The sequence below is a fragment of the Aidingimonas lacisalsi genome (assembly GCF_008079445.1).
Classification (GTDB): Bacteria; Pseudomonadota; Gammaproteobacteria; order Pseudomonadales; family Halomonadaceae; genus Aidingimonas; species Aidingimonas lacisalsi.
In genome coordinates this window covers 217756-237480 of the sequence record NZ_VRYH01000003.1, presented here as the reverse complement: position 1 = coordinate 237480, position 19725 = coordinate 217756, and the positions used below count along the sequence as shown (strand labels likewise).

Here is a 19725-nt window from a genome sequence, read left to right as displayed (position 1 = left end):
ATCCCTATCGACTTTATTAATATGGCAACAAGCCATAAGCAAGAAAACCATTAACAGAGGACTTGGCACTTATCTCCCCCCGGGCAGGAAGTCAATATATACCACAAAAACCATGAATAATATGTTTTTCCACTCTTGCATGCTATAGGCACGAGGTACACAACGGCGATGGTTCCTATAAACAAATTATAACACATTGGCATCTTAATATGACTTTGTTACTTTCATTTTCGGCCATGGCTTTGCTTGGGATGACACATTTGATTAATGGACTTGTTGCTGAACGCTACCCACCATTACGGGTTGCATTTTATACACACCTCGGTGGGTCAGTTGTTGCAACGTGCTTTGCCTTGATATTTTCCATATGGCAACTTGAAGCAGTGTGGTGGGGTCTAATAGCTGGAATTGGGTCAGCCCTTGGTGCCCAATGCCTCTATATGGGTCTAGCCAGGGCTCCTTTTAGTGCCGTCGTCCCTATTAGTGCTGTAGGCATGGTCATATTGGCGCTGTGCTTATCCGTAGCCCTACTAGGCGAGTCACCAACACCAATAGTATGGCTTGGAGTCCTTTTAGCTATCCCCGCTATCTGGTTAATCGCCGGAGGAAACCAATTAACACCCATATTACAGACTAAGACTGCTGACAACGGCTACCGCTTTGGCTTTGCGGCGGGTTCAGGCTTTGCCATCCAATTACACGCGTTGGGGAGAATCCCAGAATCAGCAGCCTTTTCCGGCATTACTATCTGCATGATAACCGGGGCGGTGTGCTTACTCCCCTTTTGCTACCATCGAACATGTCTTCCCAAAGCATACCCGGCCCTTGCAAGTATTGCGGGAGGGATCAGCGCGTTGGGTCTTACGTTATACACCTTTTCGCGGCAGGGACAGTTACTCATCATCAGTATAATCATTGTTTCGATGTACCCTTTGGTACCCGTTATATTAGGCAGCATTGTTCGCCGAGAAACAATTGATGCCCCTAAGTGCGTGGGTATCGGGTTGTCTATGGTGGCAACGGTTCTAATTGTGGTCGGGGATGTACTGAAAGACTAGCCATAACATAAATAGTATAGCCATGGTTCAAACCGGTAAGAGCTAACCAGTTTTGATAATCTCACCGGACGCAGACACCGGCCCCTGAACCGTCCCGGAGTTCCTGGAGACTCCATTGCTTGAGTTCAACGGAAAAATTAGAAGTAATAGACGCTGATCTGAAACGCCACAGGCCTGCCGTATGGCCTCCTATCAGGCTGGCCACGATCTCGACTCCGGGCGTCTTCATCGTCTGCGCTGCGCTTGCGCCAGATGGAGGTATGACGTTAATGAGTCGCGTGACCTTTTCTCGCGCTCACTTCTTTCGCCACGTGAAGGGACGCTGGCAGACAGGGCAGGTTTTGGTGAGGGGAGGAGGTTTGCGATGAGGCATCAAGGCATCTCCCGAAGCCCACCGCGTATCAACAAGGCGAAAGCTTGTGCCGCGTCGGCTTCACTGCAATGGCCGCGCACCATGGCCGCCGAGAGCGCGTCACCCGCACCGATCAAGCCGACACAGCGACGTTCGAGCTCAGTATCCTCAAGCGAACAATATGACCTCAACGCGGTCGCGAACAACTGGACGTAGCCATCGAGCAGCTCCTGATAGACCGCCTCCTTTTCTTCACTGCCCGCCAGCGCGGCGCCAATGGCATGCCACTCGCCGCTGGTGTCGGCATGACAATGTACGTGAGCGGCCGCGAGCAGCGACGCGGTTTCCTCGAAGCTTCGCCCTTCGGTGGTCAGCGTCTCGCGCAGCGCATCGGATTGCCGCCGGTCGATCAGCCTGTACAGCTCGATCAGCAGCTTCGAGCGCGTCCCGAAGTGATCATAAGCGACCGGCTTGGAGACGCCGGCACGTGAGGCCAGATAGCCCAGCGTCAGTCGATCCGCACCCTCTTCCCGCACGATCTGCAACGCCGTATCGAGTAATTGATGCCGCCGCTGGGGCCCGGAGAGCCGCCGGGCGCCTGTTTTCTGTCCTGTCTCGCTTGCACTGCGCTTCACGCTCTCCCCCCTTCCATGCTCTCTGGCAGATTGAAAACCTACCACGAGTAGGTTAATGTTCAAAAACCTACCATTAGTAGGTTAGTCCTCAACCCGGAGAACATTCATGACACTCGATCCCATCCTGCTCATTGGAGGCGCCGGTATCGTCGGTCGCCAGACGGCACGCTTCCTGCGCGAGACTCACCCGGGACTCCCCCTGCTGATTGGCGGGCGGGATCTCGCCAAGGCACAACGCGCGGCTGCCGACATCGGCGATGCCGAGGGCGTGACGGTCGACCTTACCGCCGACGACCTCGGACTCGGTGAGCGCCCTATCCGCGCCATCGCGATCTTTTTTACCGACACGACCACCGCCGTGCTCCGATTCGCTCAGCGACGTGGCGTGCCTTACATCAGCATCTCGCCCGCCATGTATGAAATCGGTCCCGAGGTCGCGGCCTACATGCACCGACCGGACGCTGCCCCAGTGGTTCTGGGTACCGAATGGCTGGTGGGAGCGACGACGATTCCCGCGCTCGAGTTCGCCAAGACATTCCGTCGCATCGACACGATTCGCATCGGCGCTTTGCTGGATGAGCAGGACGAAGGCGGCCCGGCCTCCTTCGACGACCTGGAGCGTCAGACGCAGGCCATTCCTGCCGTCCAGGCACGCCGCGACGGTGCCTGGGTCTGGCGTAGCGACGACGACCTCGAGACCCGCTTCCGCGCAGCCGATGGGGCGATACTGCAAGCTACCGGGCTATCGCCTCACGACGTGTTCGGCCTCGCCACTGTGACCGGTGCACCCAACGTCGAATTCAACCTGGCCATAGGCGTCAGTTCGAGCCGCCGTCGTGGCGAGCCGATGTCGACCGAGATCATCATTGAGCTCGCGGGAGAAGATCATTCAGGACATTCACTTCGCACCCGCCATGCAGTCACCCATCCCGAAGGGCAGATGCCGCTCACAGGACTCGGCGTTACCATGGTGCTCGAACGGCTTACCGGGCTCGATGGCAATCCTGCCACCCCGGCCGGACTCTACTTCCCGTATCAGTTGCTCGACCCCGCAGACTACTTCGAGCGCTTCACGCAAGCTGACGGACAGATAGTGGAACTCGACGCACTGTAATGCCCGAGACGGCTGCCACTGCAACACTGTCACGGCGAAGACATGCATCATTCCGTCAAGTCATGCATGCTGGACGTCAACGATCTATCGACACCAAGCGCAGCCAAGACAGGCAAGGGGGATCCATGGCTAGTGAATCGGAACCAACGCGCAAGGCACTCTACGAGCAAGCTCAACAGCAGGAGATCGCGGGACGTTCATCGATGAACAAGGCCGAACTGGCGGCAGCACTCGAACGGCAGTCATACGAAGAGACCGCCCCGGTGGCGACACGTTTTGATACCTTCAAACGGCTGGCCGAGGCGGTGGCGGCCGGCGAGTTCGTGCTGCGCCCGCGCGCTCTGACCGGCTTCGAGCGTCGCCGGCACGTGCGCCAGACGCTGCGCGAGGATCATCAGACGCGCATCGCGGACGGCTGCGAGGAAGCCGACGCCAAGTTCGACCAGCTCTCCGACTCGCTGTTTTCGTTCTTTCGCGGCACGGCGCTGCTGTTCTATCGCGACATGGCCGGCGACGATGCCTGGATGCCGACCGTGCTCGCGCTCGGCGACGTCCACCCCGGCAACTTCGGCGTCATGCCCAACATGGACAACGTGCCGATCTTCTCGGTCAACGATTTCGACGAGGCCTACTACGCGCCCTTCACCTGGGATATCAAGCGCGGCGCGGTCGGCTTCATGATCGCCTCCGAAACCGAGGGTGAGCTCAAGCACAAGCATCGCGTCAAGATCGTGCGCCGCTTCGTACAGGGCTACCTCGAGACAATGGAGCGGCTGGCCCACGAAGGCACCGAGCAGGACGAGGAGATGCGTCACGACAACGCGCCGAAGCTCATCCGCAAGCTGTTCGAGGACGCCGATGAAGACCGTGCCGAGTGGCTGGCCGACGACTACCTCGACGAGACGCGCAGCGGCTTCCGTCCGACCAAGAAACTGGTGCCGATCTCGTCTCGCCGTGACGAATTCCAGGCGATCACCGACCGGTTAGTCGAGGAAAACGAGATCGACGTGCCGGCGCGCGCCCGGGTGCAAGGCGAGAATGGCATGCGCGTGAAGGACGTGGCGATACGTCTCGGCCAGGGCACCGCCTCGTTGGGGCTCAACCGCTATTACGTGCTGATCGAAGGCCCCCGGCGCGACGGCACGGACGACATGATCATCGAGTACAAGCAGGCCCGGCGCTCCGCCCTCTCCGGCCTGGTACCGCCCTCCGCCTACGAGATGGACACGCTCGCCGAACGCATCAGCCATGCCCAGGCCGTGCACCTGATACGCGGCGACGTCTTCTACGGCCACGTCACGTTCGAGGGCCACAGCTATCTATCCCGCGAACGCGCGCCGTTCCGCGACGATATCGACCTCGACGATCTCTCCAAGAGCGAATGGAGGGAGTACGCCCACATCTGCGGCAGCGTACTCGCCACCGTGCATGCCCTTTCCGACGAATCCGGCAGCCTCGACTACGACATCGAACCCGCGATCCTCAACGCCATCGGCCCACCGGCACTGTTCGCCGAGGACATGGTGGAATTCGCCGTCGAGGCCGCCGACCGCCTGCACCGGGACCACGAGATGTTCCGCGAGGATCACGCCCGGGGCGCGTTCGAGCATCTGGATTGGGTGCATCGGTGAGTAGCGACAGGTCGTAGCGGGCAAAGGTAATCGAACTTGTAAGAATTCCTTAGCAGTTCGATGCATGAGTAGACCTGTCCCGATGTCTTCCGGGCATCCAATTTAAACTCCTAGGGCGAACTGTCCGGCAGTCCCGGACAGTTAATTCTGGTTCAAACTCATCCTCTCCGACGAATCCGGTAACTCAGCATCAGCGCATCAACCCAGCAGCAAGTCGCGCTCGGTTTCCTGCTCGCTTAACCCAACAGTGCTTCCAGCGCTTCTCGCTGTTCGGCGTGCTTGGCAGCGTTTTCGTTTCTCAATCGCTCGAGGTTGAGGATTTTCCAACGAATGGCAGGCAAATCCGCCGCGAACGGGCGGTCGATGGCGGTGAAATCAGGTGTACCATCATGCAAACCCAATAGAAATCGCTTCGTGTCATCATCGCATCGGGACTGGATATCCCTTACCAGTCGTTCGCGAGTTTCCCGAAGCTCACCGAGACTGATCGGGTTTCGGGTCATTCCCTCGAACTCCTGCGTGTAGGGACGGTCCAGGTCAATATTATTAGGATGCAGAAGCTCGTGGGCCGGGCGTGGCGAGCTTGCCAGGTACACCAAGAAGGTGCGGAAAAGGTCGTGCGTTAGCCCTTCATTTTCATAGAGTAGTCGCACATCGTAGAGGTCGCGGGGGTGCTGCCGATCCAAGGCTGCATTTAACTTGCCTCCGAATAAATCCTCGAAGGAGACAACCTGGATATCCGCGTAACCGAATTCGTCCTGGACGGCGTCAGAGACGGCCAGAAACTCCGGATCATGGACCACACCGCGAGTCACCGGCGAGGTCTCTATCTTGATTTCGACACCACCCCGGCGAACCAGGAGACGAGTCGCGCCACCACTACCGCCTCGAATGCGTTGCGTATTGGAGTTCGGGATACCACTCTCGACGCCAGCCGCGATGCGATCCAGCGCGGCATTGATCCCCACAAGACTCTCGTCCCTGCCCCGAACCGGCACATAGGTCAAATCGATATCCACTGACAGCCGGGGAAGATCACGATGGAACAGATTGATCGCTGTGCCACCTTTCAGCGCGAAGTCTGACTCTTTGGCAACGTGAGGCAGTAGGCCTACCAACAACGCGACCTGGGCTTCGTAGCTTTCACGCGCCATCGTCCGCCTCCAGATCGACGAATTCCCTAGGAACCATGATACGGTAACGGGGATGTATCCTGCCGCCGCTGACAAGCGCACGGTCCCCACACCCAAGATCGAACGCATTGGGGTCGAGGCGCTTTCGCCAAGGATGATCATGACGATCGGCGAAAACGAAAAAGAGTCGCTTTACCTTGATCTTCCGGCACTGATGAAGCAGCGCTGTCAGCAACTTTGGCCGCAGTGTCGTCAGGCTCTGGAACACCATGTCCAGATTATGAAAGCTCTCTTGATCGGGAAGCTCATCCATCGCTTCCAGAATCGCACGCTCAGGTGTCGACATCGTGATCTTCCAGTCCCACCACGGACGGGCAGTCTCGGTCTCGGCTGCATAATTCGTCATCCCCAGGGCGGGATCGTCAAACAGCGTCATGCGTCGAGTCTTGACGGGCGCATCGAGCGTTAGCTTGCCGAGCCAGTTCGGGATAGCATTGCCGTAGACCCAGACTGGCCCCGGGCTACCCAACCTCAGGTAGTGCGAGTACCCCTGCTGATCGAGGGCTGTTGCACCGCCCACGTGGACGTCATAACCCATGATACATTGCATGGAAAGCAAACAGACTTTCCAGTCGATGACATCCGCCTCGTCTCCCGACGGAACCGGGCGCCGGAAAAGACCTCGGCTGACGCGCTCGAGCCAGCCACGCTTGACGTAGTCCCGAAAGGTCTCGTAAGCGATATCCTGGGCCGTGAGCCATCGGGCATCCACGAGATAGCCTGCCGGTACCGCGTCCAGCACCTTCTTTAGGTTTCTTGATCTAGTGGCGCCCATAGCACTTTAATCTTTACATATTCAAAGAAAAGCCAACCCTACTCTTCAAAAATACGTCTTTTGAAGTGCTAAAAAAACCTAAAAATAGAAAAATTCAAAGAAATCCGTCAAGCGAAGATCACGCGGCCACGCACCCTGGCCAACAGCCTACCCAAGCCCTTTCCCGAAGACACAGAGCCCAATTCAGGCGCCACACGTCGAATCGGGAGGGCTGAGCGGCCCTAGCCCCCGGCTTCGCCAGCCACCCAGCGCGCGAAAGCCTCGGCCTGGGGATCGCCTTCCTGTACGGCGTAGACCACCAGGCGCAGATGCCGTCCTTCGTCGACGATCAGGCTGGTGTGCTCGAAGCCGACCTCGCCCAGGCCATCGAGATCGAGCGAGCGCACACCCTGGCAAGGGGCGTCCACTTCGTGGCGGTGCCACCACTGGCGAAATTCGGGAGAGTGCGCGGAGAGTTCCTTCACCAGGTTGCCGATGGCGGGGTCGTCGTCCGCCCGCGCGTAGTCGCGCCGGAAGCTGGAGAGAATGCGTGGCGCCTGAGTTGACCAATCGGCGATCACCCGGTGCAGCTCGGCGTCGGCGAACAGCATCCATAATAGATTGCGATACGCCGCCGGCTGCCTGGCGAAGCCGAACACCCGCGCCGCCGCCTCGTTCCACGCCAGCACGTCCCAGCGCAGATTCAGCACGTAGCTGGGGCGTGTCGTCAGATCGTTCATCAGGCGCTTCACCAGGGGCGGCACCTGACACCAGGTCTTGCCCGGCTCGACTGGCGGGCGCTGGTGAGTCAGCAGGAACAGATGACGCCGCTCCGCCGCATCCAGTTGCAACGCCCGCGCCAGGTTATCGAGAAAGGCCGATGACACACCGATCTCGCGCCCCTGCTCCAGCCAGGTGTACCAGGTCACCCCCACACCCGCGAGGGTCGCGACCTCCTCGCGCCGCAGCCCCGGCGTGCGCCGACGCGCGCCCGCCGGGAGCCCCACCGACTCGGGCGAGATCCGCTCGCGGCGGGTGCGCAGAAATTCGGCGAGTTCGGGCCGTGTGCGTGCAAGCGTGCGTTCCTGAGCCATGCTGTTGCCTTGAGTAATAGCATAAATGATTAAATTGTAACCCTTTAAAGCCCGCCGCACACTCCGCGTACTTCCCTGCAACACCATTCGACGCATCAAGGAGAGTACAGATGACACGCGGCTCACATAGCACCACCTACCTGGTAGCCATCGGCGCTTTCGCGCTAGGCATGGCCTCTTACGTTACCGCTGGGCTGATCCCGCTGATCCAGGCCGACTTCACGGTCTCCGTTTCCGTGGCCGCCCAGTTGGTCACCGCCTTCACACTCGCCTACGGGCTGGGGTCGCCGCTGTGCGTCGCCCTGCTGCCCGCGAATCGCCAACGCGGCGGGCTGTTTCTGATGCTGGGGCTGTTCGTGATCGCCAACGCAGCCAGTGCGCTGACGACCAGCCTCGCCGCCCTGATGGTCTGGCGCGTGCTGGCCGGCATGGCGGCAGGCACCTATCTCGCCATCGGCATCGCGGCGGCGGTCGGCGTGGCGCCGGCGGACGAGCGCGGCAAGACGATCTCGATCATCATGGGCGGCATGGCGAGTGGCACCGTACTCGGCGTACCGATCGGCCTGCTGCTGGCAGAACGCTGGGGCTGGCAGGCCGCCCTGTGGCTGATCGCACTGCTCGGGCTGGTGGCGCTGGTCGGCCTGATCTACCGTCTGCCGCCCATGCCCGCCACCCAGGTGGTGCCGATGCGCCGCAAGCTCTCCATCCTGATCGACCGACGGGTGGTCGGCCCGCTCGGCATCTCCCTGCTGGCCGCCATCGCCAGCCTGGGCATGTACACCTTCATCGCGCCGCTGGTCGGCGCGTATGGCGAGCACTCGGTGACGCCCTATCTATGGGTGTGGGGCGTAGGCGGCGTGCTTGGCAGCTTCTTGATCGGCGCCCTGGTCGACCGCTTCTCAGGCCCCAGGCTCACCTTCGCCATCATGCTGCTACTGGGTATCGCGCTGATCGCCCTGCCACTGCTACTCGGCATCAGCCCCTGGCTGGCGCTGATCCCGATCGCCCTCTGGGGCGCCGTGGGTTGGGCACTGCAGGTGCCGCAGAACAACGAGTTGATGAAGGCCCGCGAATCCCAGGGAGACGGCAATCTCGCGGTGGCCTTGAACGAATCCGCGCTCTATCTCGGCAGCGCCCTGGGTGCCTCGCTCGGCGGCCTGGCCTTGGCACTGCAGATGCCTATCGACATGCTTTCGATGGGCGCGGGTGTCGTCGCCCTGCTGGGGATGGGGGTGCAAATGCTGCTTTTGGGGTTTGCGAAGCGACGCGACGTGCCTTGCACTACGCCATGAAAAACGTCTCAACTCCGTACGTAAAGGCTCCGTCAGCTCAGGCGGAGCCTGTCGGCACCATGCATCAAACTACGCGCCATGAAACCGGTCAAGAGAACGTGATAGTTCGAGTACTACAGGCATCTTGCACGCATGCGCACGCCCTCTCCGACGAATCCGGCAACCTCGACTACGACATCGAACCGGCGATCCTCAACGCCATCGGTCCACCAGCACTGTTCGCCGAGGACATGGCGGAATTCACCACGGAGACCGCCGACCGCGTCCGCCGCTATCCCGCGAAGACCACGCACGGGACACGTTCACGCATTTGAAGATCGTGCATTGATGGGTGGAGAAGCATCAACTCGACGGATGGCAAACGTATAGGTGTTAGTCTTGGCGCTGTTCCGGGCGAGCGAAATGCCAGGAGATAGGTAATAGATCAAGCAAGGGTGCCTGCCTGTACGGCGAGGTTAGGCGCGTGGCGTCAAACAAACCACATCAGGTCGGCATTTTTCACTGCCTAGACTGCCACGCTCCTTTTTCTCCGTAGACGACTACCTCAGGCCATGCCTCCCCCAAACTAACAAATGATAGGCTAAGAATTAGCAGTGGGGTTCAACTTGGCCAAGAGAGCGTGTGTGTGAGCTATTTTAGCCGAAAGCTTTGGTTTTCCAGTCAAAACGGCCAGCATCAATTGGATCAGGATGACTTGCTCAAGCGAAGCGAGCCGGTCATCGTCCTTGGCGAGGCTGGCATGGGAAAGACCGAGCTGCTCAGAGAGCTAGGAAAGAAAGATGGCAACGCTTTCTGCCGCGCGCATCAGTTGATTAATCGGTCGCGGCCCGAGACGCTGCTTGGTGATAATGAACGCCTAGTAATCGACGCGCTCGATGAAGTGTCAGCGCAATCCGATGGCGATGCAGTCGACCTAGTATTGCGGAAGCTGGGGGAGCTCGACTACCCACCCTTTATCCTCAGCTGCAGAGTGGCAGAGTGGCGTGCAGCGGTCTCGGCACTGGCAATTGCCGACCAATATGAAGGAGTACCGCCCCTTGAAGCACATCTCTATCCACTCGATCGCGGCGACCAACACAAACTTCTCACTCAACTGACCAACGACGAGGCCCACGCATGCATGCTGCTCGATCATTTCGATCTACTCGGCATCGACTTTCTCGGAAACCCGCAAACACTAAAGCTGATCGCCGCTCTGCCATCCGACCAACCGTTGCCAGCGACAAGCGGCGCACTGCTTGAGCAAGCGATTGAGACTCTCAGGAAAGAACGAAACCAGGTCAAGCAGGAACTGCCTCGCGAAGTCGTGCTCGACGCGGCAGGGGCGGCATTTTCCGCGCTAGTACTGTCCGGCTACGCGCGCATCGTCGATCAACCAAGCGGCACGATCGACCCCACCGACAAGGCGCTGCCACTGGCAGAGGTTGAGGCATTTGATAACGGTCACGTGAAGTTGGCGGCAAATACAAACCTTTTCGCGACTGATCTGGACGGTCTGACCTACACCCATCGCCGCGTCGGTGAGTTTGTCGGCGCGCGCTGGCTGGCTGTTCGCGCCGACACTCGGGCGAAGCGGAAAAGGCTGCTTGAGAAATTCCGATCGCATGGGCTAGTGCCCGCCTCTCTTCGCGGCCTACACGCCTGGCTGGCGCGCGACCCGCATCTGGCAGACGCGGTTATCGATGCGGATCCGATGGGTGTGGTCGAGTATGGCGACGCGGTGGCGCTGACGCCCGAGCAGGCGCGGCGGCTGTTCGCGGCGCTTGAGCGGCTCGCCACCGACAACCCGCGGCTCATCGGGTGGCAGGAGTATCGTGCGGCGGCGTTAGTAACACCGCCGCTAATGGAGGAGGTTGCGCGCGTAGTTGGCGACCGGGGAGCCGAGTTCGGGCTGCGGCTTCTTTTACTGCAACAGCTCAAATACGCGCCAACGGCAAACGGACAACGTACACTGCTGCGTACACTTATGCTCGATGAAGCCGAATCGTACGGTATCCGTCATGAAAGCGCACACGTACTGATTTCAATTGGTGGCGAAAACTGGCCTATACTGCTCGAAAAATTGCGACGGCAGGTGCGGACGGACTCACTTCGGCTAGCGCATGAGCTGCTTGATGACATCGGCATAGATACTTTCAGCGATGAGCAGATTGTCGCGATTGTCCTTGCCCGCGATGGGGTATCGGTGTGCCCGATCGGAGAAGACTCCGAGGAGATCACTGTATTTGGTTTCTATCGCCTTGCTAAGCATGTGCCTATCGCGCGGCTGGACGGTTTACTTGATCTTTTTGCCGCGCAGGCGGATGCACTCCTCCCCGCGCACGCAGGAATCGAAGAAAATGATTTGATCGATCTTCAATATGCCCTAGTGCTCAAACGCCTCCAGAATGGCGGTCCAATTGATCCGCTACGTCTTTGGCAATGGCTCGAACCTTTTGACGATCAAACTTCATACCGGCGTGATCATAGCAAGGAGATCGGATCGTGGTTGAAGGCGAACCCTACGGTACGCCAAGCAATCCAGCGGCACGTCTTAATCGACAAGGTTGGTGACAAGAATATCTGGCAGCGAGCCTTTCCACTTCACCGTGGTGTCATCGACCTGTACCCCACACAGGCCGAAATTATTAGCCTGCTTCAAACAATCGACCCAGATACTCGCAACGACGAACAGTGGCACGATATTGTTGTCCTAGGCCGCCCCTGGGGAGAAGAAGGCAAGGGGCTACGTGAAGCCGCCAAGTCCTTGGTCCAGCACAGGCCTGATCTTCTTGCCTGGATTGATGGCCTAGCCGAGCGAGAGGTTCCTGAATGGGAGCTTAAACGGGAGGAAGAAGAGCGAAAGCGCAAAGCGAAGCAGGCAGCCAAGTTCGCCGAACATCGCCGCAATTTCCTTGCCAATATCGAAGGGGTCAAATCGGGCCAATATGGCCGAATCCTCCCGCCCGCAAAGGCATACCTCAACCACTTTCGAGAAACTAGCGACGACGTGCCAGCACACGAGCGCGTTGCGGAGTGGCTTGGGGAAGAGATCGCAGCGGCAGCGTTCGAAGGCTTCGAGGCGTTTCTCCAGGCTCGTCCGCCGCGACCTAGTGCTAAAGAGATCGCGTTGAGCTACGCCCAGAGTAAGCTCTGGCAGGCAGTCTATATCATCGTCGCAGCGCTCTCAGAGCGAGTCCGCACGCGGGGTGAGCCGTTTGAGGGGGTCAGCAGCGAGCGGCTGGCCGCTGGCCTGTTCGAGTGCTGGCATGGAGCGACCGGGGATCACGCCGGGCTGGAGGAACTCGCACCCAAGATCGAGGCTGAATTGAAGCGGCGAGGACGCTGGGAGCAGGTGGTGCGGCTCTATATCCAGCCGCAGTTGAGGCTGCAGCGTCAGCATGTGGACCATCTTTGGGCGTTCATGAGCAGCGAGGGCGGCGGCTTCAGCGCTGATCTTGCCCAGGACTGGTTATTCCGCTACCCCGACATGTCGGTTGAGGCAGAGGCCGAGATGATCGATCGCTTGCTGCGCTCAAACCGCCGTGACGCGCTCCGAGGACTGGTTGTCGATCGACAGGAGCGGGAAATTGGCGACGAACGGCGGCGGAATTGGCAGGCGGTAGCGCTAATCGTAGATTTCGATGCGGCACGTGCACGGTTGGACGGTGCAATCGAGCCTGAGTTGATTTGGCATCTCCGAGACCGAGCTGGACATGGTAGGCGTTACGAAGGAACCAGCATCTTTCTATCGGTCAAACAACTCGTCTGGATTATCACAACCTTTCGCGGGCAGTGGCCAGAGGTTAACAGACCAAGTGGTGTGACAGCCGGCGACACTAACCTATGGGACGCTGCGGAATACATCCGAACGTTGATCACTCGCCTAGCAAGCGACGTATCGACTGAGGCCGTAGCTGCGCTCACCACGCTAAGAGACGCGCCTGAGGACAGTTACACATGGGCGCTGCGAATGGTATCTTCCGATCAGCGGCAGAAGCAGGCTAACGAAGGTTATGCTCCGCCAACGTTCGACCAGATTAAGATGGTGCTTGATGGCGGTCCGCCGGGCAGCGTTGCCGATCTACGCGCGATCGTGGTCGAAGAGCTGCGAGAGCTAGGCAGGCGGCTACGCGGTAGTTCGGAAGATGAGATCGACCTGTACTGGACTGATGATGGTCTCCCGCGCACCGAGAACAAGTGCCGCGATAGGACCGTCTCATTGCTGCGCGGCCACCTCACACCCCTGTCGATCGACATCATCGGTGAGGCCGACATGCCTCAGGATAAGCGCGCCGATATCATATTCCAGCATGACGGCCTGCTGTTGCCATTAGAGGCCAAACGGCAGCAGCATCCAGGTCTATGGAACGCAATCGAAGGTCAATTGGAGGCATTCTACACTGGGCACTGGCAGGCAAAGGGACAAGGCCTATTCCTCACATTCTGGTTTGGATCTGCCTACCTTGTCCCCGCGCGGCCCGACGGCGGTGCCAAGCCGACCACTGCCTCCGAGTTACAAAATGCACTCGACCAGCACCCAGCTGTGACGGCAGGTCGGGTCGAGGTTGTGGTGCTCGACTTATCTCGCTGACGTCCGTCAACAGCAGAACCTAGCAGAGGACTGGGCCAGGCTAAGCAGTGGTACGCGAGAATATCGGTGTCATGACCGCACGGAAATCCGTACGGGCAAGGGACTAAGCGTGCTGCCGTTGGTGCCACCGATAGACCGGAGATTCAGGCTGGACGCGGCAAGCTCACTACGACATCGGGCGTAAGCGGTCCACGAACCCCATCTTAAGCCGGCAGGGTATCCTTCCAGTTCCAAGGTAGTAGCGAATCGAGCTCGTCATCCGCGCCGAGCGTCGGCAGGGTCTCGAACACGAACTGCAGGTAGTCGTAAGGTGAGAGCCCATTGGCCTTGGCCGTCTCGATCAGACTATAGATCGCTGCGCTGGCGTGGGCACCGCTCGGCGTCTGGCTGAATAGCCAGTTCTTGCGGCCCACCACGAAGGGGCGGATGGCGTTCTCGGCCGGGTTGTTGTCCAGCGGGATCAGGCCATCATCGAGGAAGCGTGTCAGTCGCTCCCACTGACCATCCAGATAATGCAGCGCCTTGCCCAGCGCGCTCTTCGGCAGCACTTGGTTCAGCGACTTGTCGAGCCAGGTACGCAGTTGGTCGATCAGTAGTCGACTCTGCTGCTCACGCAGTGCTCGGCGAGCCTCGGGCTCCAGCGCCTTGGCCTGTTTCTCCACCGCGTAGAGCTTGCGGATCTGGTTGATGGCCCAGTCGGCCTTACCGGTCTTGCCCTTGGGCTGCACCTTCCGGGCCTCGACGAACTTGCGACGAGCATGCGCCCAGCAGCCGGCATGGGTGAGGCCGTTACGGCGCACGACCTCGGCATAGCCTTCATAGCCATCGGTGACCAGACGGCCGTAAGCGGTCCACCAGTTGCCTCGCCGATGCCCTGCTCGACATGGTGTACCCACGCATAGGGCGCGTTGCACCACCCCGTGCCATCGGCACCCAGGTTGACCAGCAGGATATGCCCGCCCACCCAGAGCATGGCGACGGTTCCCACGACCGAGATGGCCGTTAGCACCTTAGGCATGGCAGTCACCAGACGCCGGCCCAGCTCCTTCATTCCCGAACTATCCCACTGGGCGAGCTTCAGGCCGAGATCGTCCATCCTGATCAACAGCGCCACCACGCCATACACCAGAATGGTGATGAAAAACGCGACCACCACCAGGCTCGCTAGTTGTGACCAGAACCCCTGATGAGAAACGGCGGAAAGCGCGATGACCATGATCTCGGCGGACAGAATCAGGTCGGTCCGAACGGCACTGCTGACGATCTTTTTCTCGGCCTCCGGCCCCTTTTCTACCGCTGGCTTGTCGTCATCCTGCTCCCCGGAGAGCTTGTGCCAGACTTTCTCCGCGCCCTCCAAGGCCAGGTAGGTACCACCAACCATCAGAATGATCGGCAATAGAACGGGCAAAAAGTGATTAAGCAGCAAGGCCACCGGCAGGATAAAAATCAGCTTGTTGCGGATCGACCCCAGCGCGATCTTCTTCACGATCCAGAGTTCACGCTCCGCCGTCACCCCCTGCAAGTACTGCGGCGTCACCGCCGTATCATCGACCACCACCCCGGCGGTCTTCGCCGTCGCACGCCCAGCGGCGGCACTCACATCATCCAGTGATGCTGCGGACAACTTCGCCAATGCGGCGATGTCATCCAGTACCCCTATCAAGCCGCCGATCATGGAAGCCTCCTCCATCAATAAAAAGCAATCTATGCTCTCACGGTCTGACGGCTTGAGAGGGCAGCATAGGCGCCCGGAGGGTCTATGGCATCGAAGTAGCTGCTTAGCCGTAATTAAAATCGATAGGTACTAAAATAAAAATTCAAAAAATTCAGTAGTAGTTTACAACCCCCTCCTCTTCATCTTTTTCTTTACTCTTTCCAACAGCATAAAAACTCTCAACATTCCCACCTCCAGCCAACTTCAAAAAAACTCTCTCCTCGACCTTCTTACAGCCTTCAAAATCCATCATAAAAAGCAAATTGCAATATTCAGAAAATTCCTCACGGAAAATAGATGTGATTCTATAATAAGGAAGCGATTTAATTTGCTCTACAGAAAGAAATTTCGCCCCCACCCCTTTAAGAAGATAAAAACCGCCGTGCAAATTACTATACATAACTCTAAGATAGAAAAGAATTTCTATGGGGGAAACAGATCTGCAATCAGGCCTAACAATAATCAAACAATCCGTGCAAAATTCTTCATCTTCAGCATTCACAATGCCAAAAGTTAAATGTGCATTTCTTGACACCCTTCTGACAGCCACAACCCATCTTTCAACATTAAATATATCTATTGCTTTACCTCGCCGAACCCAAAATCCAGACTCAAAGCAGTCTGTATGAATTAGGCCAGATGACTTATAGTTACTCCTTTTCCTTCCTCTAGAAACATCGCAAATATCACCAAGTTTAGATAAGTCAGCATTTCCTAGGCTTTTAACAACTTCACCATAAACCTCTCTTTCAGCATAATACAAGTAGTCCAATCGAAATCCTGTTTCTTCAAGGGTAACTTTGGACACAGTAATCTCTTCGCCACCACCTTTTTCTTCAAGTTTGCGTAAGCGCAATTGCCCGCCCACTCCAGCTTTCTTAAAAACAACTAAAAAGAAAGCTGCCTCAATACCAAAAAAAGAATTCTCCGGTAACTGATATACATACCTCACCTCGCCCTGAGTAAAAAGCCACTTACGATCCACTAAGAAACTTGAAGAGTTAATCAGTGAATCTGGTACTATTGCGATCAGACTTCCATTTTCTTCTAAAAGCTCTACAGATCGCCTTATGAAAGCTAGCTCAATTGGAACCTTTCGGCCCTCATAGATTACTCTACTATGAGATTTTCCAGAAAACGGAGGATTAGCTACGATTAAATCAAACCTTTTCTCACCACGACTTGACCAGCTTAAAAAATCCTCATTTACTGTCTGAGACTTTGGGAATCTTAACAAAACACCTGACAAGCGTTTGTCATCAATATCAACAATAGTTACCTGACGATTAAGATGAAACGCGCTTAGCGAAAAGAGAAGCGCCCCCTCTCCCACCGCTGGGTCAAGAATTTTTGTTGAAGAAGCAGGAACATGCTTCTTAATCAATCGTACGATATTCGCTGGGGTTTCATAAAAACTCATTTTAAAAGGCACCTGTAATAATGTTTTCTGCCAACCCCATAGCTTCTTCCACTTTTCTTTCCTGGCTGGTCATAAAGCAACCTAGCACGTCCCTCGTTCTCCAAACTGAATAAAATGGCTGCTATCGAACATGGTTTAGTCCCAAGAGGAAGAACATACATCAAAAATTCTTCTTTGTAATTGTCAAACTCTCTCAAAACTCGTAGGGCATCTCGTGCATTACTAGCGGAACAATATCCAGAACTTCCAGTTATAGATTGCTCGCTTAACACGGGAAGGCTTCTCTTGATTGACTTAACCTCCCATCCAGGCCGGAAAGCGGGCATGCCAAAGAAAATCTTTGCTTCATCGCTCATAATATCATATGTTTCAATTGCACTTTGCAACCGTCCAGCTTCATAACCAACAAAAAAAACAAACTTCCGTGGGACTTCACCCTCTACGGGCATTGATAAAGTCGGAATACCTGCTCCTTCAAATCCTATTATTCTATCTGATAAACCAAAATCCTCTAGCGTTAGAGCCCCATTATTTACAACAGAGTAATCGCTGGGCTCAAAATATATAAAAAATATCTCCAAACCCGCCTCATTTATCGCAGACTTGAGAAGAATAGCAAGCTCAGGGATATCAAGACTAGTAGAATCAACGATGATTGAGTTGGCGGACAAAGATGAAAAAAACTCAGGAAAATCGTGGCATTCTACTGCGATGCCATCTACTTTAATATTTAGATTTTCACCATCATATTCCAAGACAAAAACATTTTCACATGAATCATGCACATGCTCAACAGAAGCATTTGTTCTATCATCAATTCCAGCACCTACAAACCCATGAGAAAATTTATCCGGAAACTCAACAGGGTACTCGGAAGAAGCCGACTTTATATCAATCACAGCAAGCTCGCCTGCATATCAGTGGAAGAATTTTCATTAGAGTTTGACAGCAAACGCAACTTTTTACCAATTGATGAGTTAACTGCTGCCTCTCCACTTTGAAACAGAGCCTTAAAGTCAACAGCATCAATATCCAATTTCCTCCCTTTCCTATAACTTATAAGGAAGAACGGAGAATAAACAGGGTTTAATATATAATCATACGTTGGAGAAGCACTTAGTGACTTGTTTTTTGTTGATTCTATCGCCTTAAGAACCCCCCACTTCTCAGCTTCATCCAAGAAAAACTGGTCTTCTTCTTTGAAAACACCTTGATCGTCTTTTATCCCGAAATGAGTCACCTCAGTCTCACTTTGAGATTCTCTGTCTTGACAAAGCTGGAAAACCCTTCCAAGACCTCGTACGAAATTATTCAACTGATTCCCCAAGGGAGTAAATCTTTGAATTTCCCTAACAAGTTCCTCGCTTGTATTTCTTGCAGCTATATGCTGTAATTTCCTACTGACAACAAAATCTTTTGCGAGGTCATTATCACCAACAAGGCTAATTGCGGTTCTGCACAACTCCAAAAAGTGCCTTACATTACCACCAGATAAAGATGTATAAACATCAAACCCCGAGTAAAACGTACTATTAGTCTTATATGCCCTCACAATCCTCAAATAACATCCGATAAAGTAATTATGCTCCCAAGCTGTCTTGTCCGTAAATTTATTTTTCTCTCCGTTACGAAGCCTAAATAACTCAGCGGCCACATCTTCAGGATTGATGTTCCGTCTAAACAGTAATGACGCACAAACAATAGATGCTTTTTTATGGTCGCCACTTACAAAATCTTCCTCATGATATTTGGCGCATTTCTTTTGTTCTAAAGCCCTTTTTATCTCAGAAACCATCTTATTGTAAAAACTAGGGGTATTAAAAACCTCTTCTGCCAAATCATAATGTGTACGTCCCGGAAAAATACGATTTAGAGCTTCTCTACAGCTTGCTTCATACTTACAATCATACCTAGCATCAATTTTGTCAACTTCTTGGCAAACAGAAAGATCTATATCACAAGATTCTATTACATTTGGGCAGGACTCCCCCAGTTTTTTAAGGAAAATTTCAGACACGTAAACATCAAAGCCACTCATTTCAATTTGATCATCAAGATTTATTATTGAAAAGTCAGCTTTATTTTCTAGCTTTTCATGACTGAGTGTTGAAGTTTCTGACATCCCGTTCTTTTTTATTGCTATATTATATATTATAGGGGGCTCCGAGTGCTTTATCCTAGTATTGATAACTCTTTGCTGATAGCTTAATAAATTCTCATACTCGTCAATGTATACTGAAAAAAGACTCCCTTGCAAACATGGAAAACTATGTAAAACACTTTCAGCCAAATGGGCAATAAAAGAGACTGGTAAAAAATTCAGGCTTTGAACATCCTTAATATTTTGAATTATCATCTCAGTCTTTCTTATTCGTCTACCTATCTCTTTATAAACATCATTAATCCCCTCCTTTTCAAAACCAAAGTCTGAAACACCCTCTAGAACAGTACCGGCCACTTGTCTGTGTGTCACTTTCCCATAATGGCTATCCGAAAGAGAAAATATACTAGACAGCATTTCATAGGCTATTTTCAGATTTAAGTAATGATCAAAAAGCATGAGCCATGTGTCTTCGCCTATGCTTCGTTTTGTCATCAACCTTAAAAATTGGGTATCAGCTTTCCAATAAAGCCCAATACGAGAAACATCTTCATCCGTTATGAAGTGTCTATTTAAAGAAAACTGACTGTGATAAGATAAGTACCTTAACAGCATCGTCTTACCACTTCCTCTCCCACCTTCCAGGCGGATTGGCATTTCCGACGTTAAATCTACCCTATTAAAAAACCTAGGAACGACGAAGTCGTTCCAAACATCTTTCCCTAAGTGCTCTGACCTATTTTTTGTAAGAGAATGCTTAAGTTTTGTAATCTCTGAAGTCTCAGTCATCATAA

At 54.9% G+C, this 19725-nt stretch carries 14 protein-coding genes and 2 pseudogenes; 6 read left to right on the top strand and 10 right to left on the bottom strand.

Annotation, left to right across the window (positions count from 1 at the left end; genetic code table 11):
* Positions 1-209: 209 nt before the first annotated feature.
* Entirely contained in the window at positions 210-1058 is an 849-nt protein-coding gene (locus FVV99_RS07280) for a DMT family transporter (RefSeq protein ID WP_148253396.1), read from the top strand.
* Between the two features lie 295 nt (positions 1059-1353).
* Here FVV99_RS07280 and FVV99_RS07275 read toward each other — a convergent pair whose 3' ends face one another.
* Both FVV99_RS07275 and FVV99_RS07270 read right to left on the bottom strand, forming a co-directional pair.
* On the bottom strand, positions 1354-1431 hold the full coding sequence (locus FVV99_RS07275) for a DUF2256 domain-containing protein (RefSeq protein ID WP_148253730.1): 78 nt from the start codon (positions 1429-1431) through the stop codon (positions 1354-1356).
* Entirely contained in the window at positions 1431-2045 is a 615-nt protein-coding gene (locus FVV99_RS07270) for a TetR/AcrR family transcriptional regulator (protein WP_148253395.1), read from the bottom strand. Before FVV99_RS07270 ends, FVV99_RS07275 begins: the two co-directional genes overlap by 1 nt.
* 106 nt (positions 2046-2151) lie before the next feature.
* Between FVV99_RS07270 and FVV99_RS07265 the strand changes: the two genes are divergently transcribed.
* Together FVV99_RS07265 and FVV99_RS07260 are read left to right on the top strand one after the other, a co-directional pair.
* Positions 2152-3159 (top strand): Rossmann-fold NAD(P)-binding domain-containing protein, encoded by a 1008-nt coding sequence (locus FVV99_RS07265; RefSeq protein ID WP_148253394.1) that lies wholly within the window; start codon positions 2152-2154, stop codon positions 3157-3159.
* A 125-nt stretch (positions 3160-3284) separates the two neighbouring features.
* Positions 3285-4790, top strand: coding sequence for a DUF2252 domain-containing protein (locus FVV99_RS07260; RefSeq protein WP_148253393.1), 1506 nt, complete (start codon positions 3285-3287; stop codon positions 4788-4790).
* Positions 4791-5026: 236 nt separating this feature from the next.
* On the opposite strand, the gene FVV99_RS07255 is transcribed toward FVV99_RS07260, so the two are convergent.
* The 3 genes from FVV99_RS07255 to FVV99_RS07245 form a co-directional block, all read right to left on the bottom strand.
* Positions 5027-5944 (bottom strand): nucleotidyl transferase AbiEii/AbiGii toxin family protein, encoded by a 918-nt coding sequence (locus FVV99_RS07255; protein WP_148253392.1) that lies wholly within the window; start codon positions 5942-5944, stop codon positions 5027-5029.
* Positions 5934-6758, bottom strand: coding sequence for a type IV toxin-antitoxin system AbiEi family antitoxin domain-containing protein (locus FVV99_RS07250; protein WP_148253391.1), 825 nt, complete (start codon positions 6756-6758; stop codon positions 5934-5936). Before FVV99_RS07250 ends, FVV99_RS07255 begins: the two co-directional genes overlap by 11 nt.
* Positions 6759-6979: 221 nt before the next feature.
* A complete protein-coding gene (locus FVV99_RS07245; RefSeq protein WP_148253390.1) occupies positions 6980-7831 on the bottom strand; it encodes a helix-turn-helix transcriptional regulator in 852 nt (283 codons plus the stop codon).
* Between the two features lie 110 nt (positions 7832-7941).
* Here FVV99_RS07245 and FVV99_RS07240 point away from each other — a divergent pair, with 110 nt between their 5' ends.
* The 3 genes from FVV99_RS07240 (at position 7942) to FVV99_RS18520 (ending at position 13696) form a co-directional block, all read left to right on the top strand.
* Positions 7942-9123, top strand: a complete 1182-nt coding sequence (locus tag FVV99_RS07240; protein WP_148253389.1) for an MFS transporter — start codon at positions 7942-7944, stop codon at positions 9121-9123.
* Positions 9124-9182: 59 nt separating this feature from the next.
* Positions 9183-9437 carry a hypothetical protein gene (locus FVV99_RS07235; protein ID WP_201745049.1) on the top strand — a complete coding sequence of 85 codons (255 nt, stop codon included), beginning with the start codon at positions 9183-9185 and terminating at the stop codon, positions 9435-9437.
* A gap of 311 nt (positions 9438-9748) precedes the next feature.
* On the top strand, positions 9749-13696 hold the full coding sequence (locus FVV99_RS18520) for an NACHT domain-containing protein (RefSeq protein ID WP_161598972.1): 3948 nt from the start codon (positions 9749-9751) through the stop codon (positions 13694-13696).
* A 203-nt stretch (positions 13697-13899) separates the two neighbouring features.
* On the opposite strand, the pseudogene tnpC reads toward FVV99_RS18520, so the two are convergent.
* From tnpC to FVV99_RS07205, 5 genes and pseudogenes are all read right to left on the bottom strand, one after another.
* Positions 13900-14538 (bottom strand): annotated as a pseudogene (gene tnpC, locus FVV99_RS07225) (IS66 family transposase); the annotation flags it as partial.
* A gap of 23 nt (positions 14539-14561) precedes the next feature.
* A pseudogene (locus tag FVV99_RS07220) lies at positions 14562-15371 on the bottom strand (DUF808 domain-containing protein); the annotation flags it as partial.
* A gap of 151 nt (positions 15372-15522) precedes the next feature.
* A complete protein-coding gene (locus tag FVV99_RS07215) occupies positions 15523-16830 on the bottom strand; it encodes an N-6 DNA methylase (RefSeq protein ID WP_148253388.1) in 1308 nt (435 codons plus the stop codon).
* Complete coding sequence (locus FVV99_RS07210; protein WP_148253387.1) at positions 16827-17729, bottom strand: hypothetical protein; 903 nt, start codon at positions 17727-17729, stop codon at positions 16827-16829. Before FVV99_RS07210 ends, FVV99_RS07215 begins: the two co-directional genes overlap by 4 nt.
* On the bottom strand, positions 17726-19723 hold the full coding sequence (locus tag FVV99_RS07205) for an ORC-CDC6 family AAA ATPase (RefSeq protein WP_148253386.1): 1998 nt from the start codon (positions 19721-19723) through the stop codon (positions 17726-17728). Before FVV99_RS07205 ends, FVV99_RS07210 begins: the two co-directional genes overlap by 4 nt.
* Positions 19724-19725: the final 2 nt, after the last annotated feature.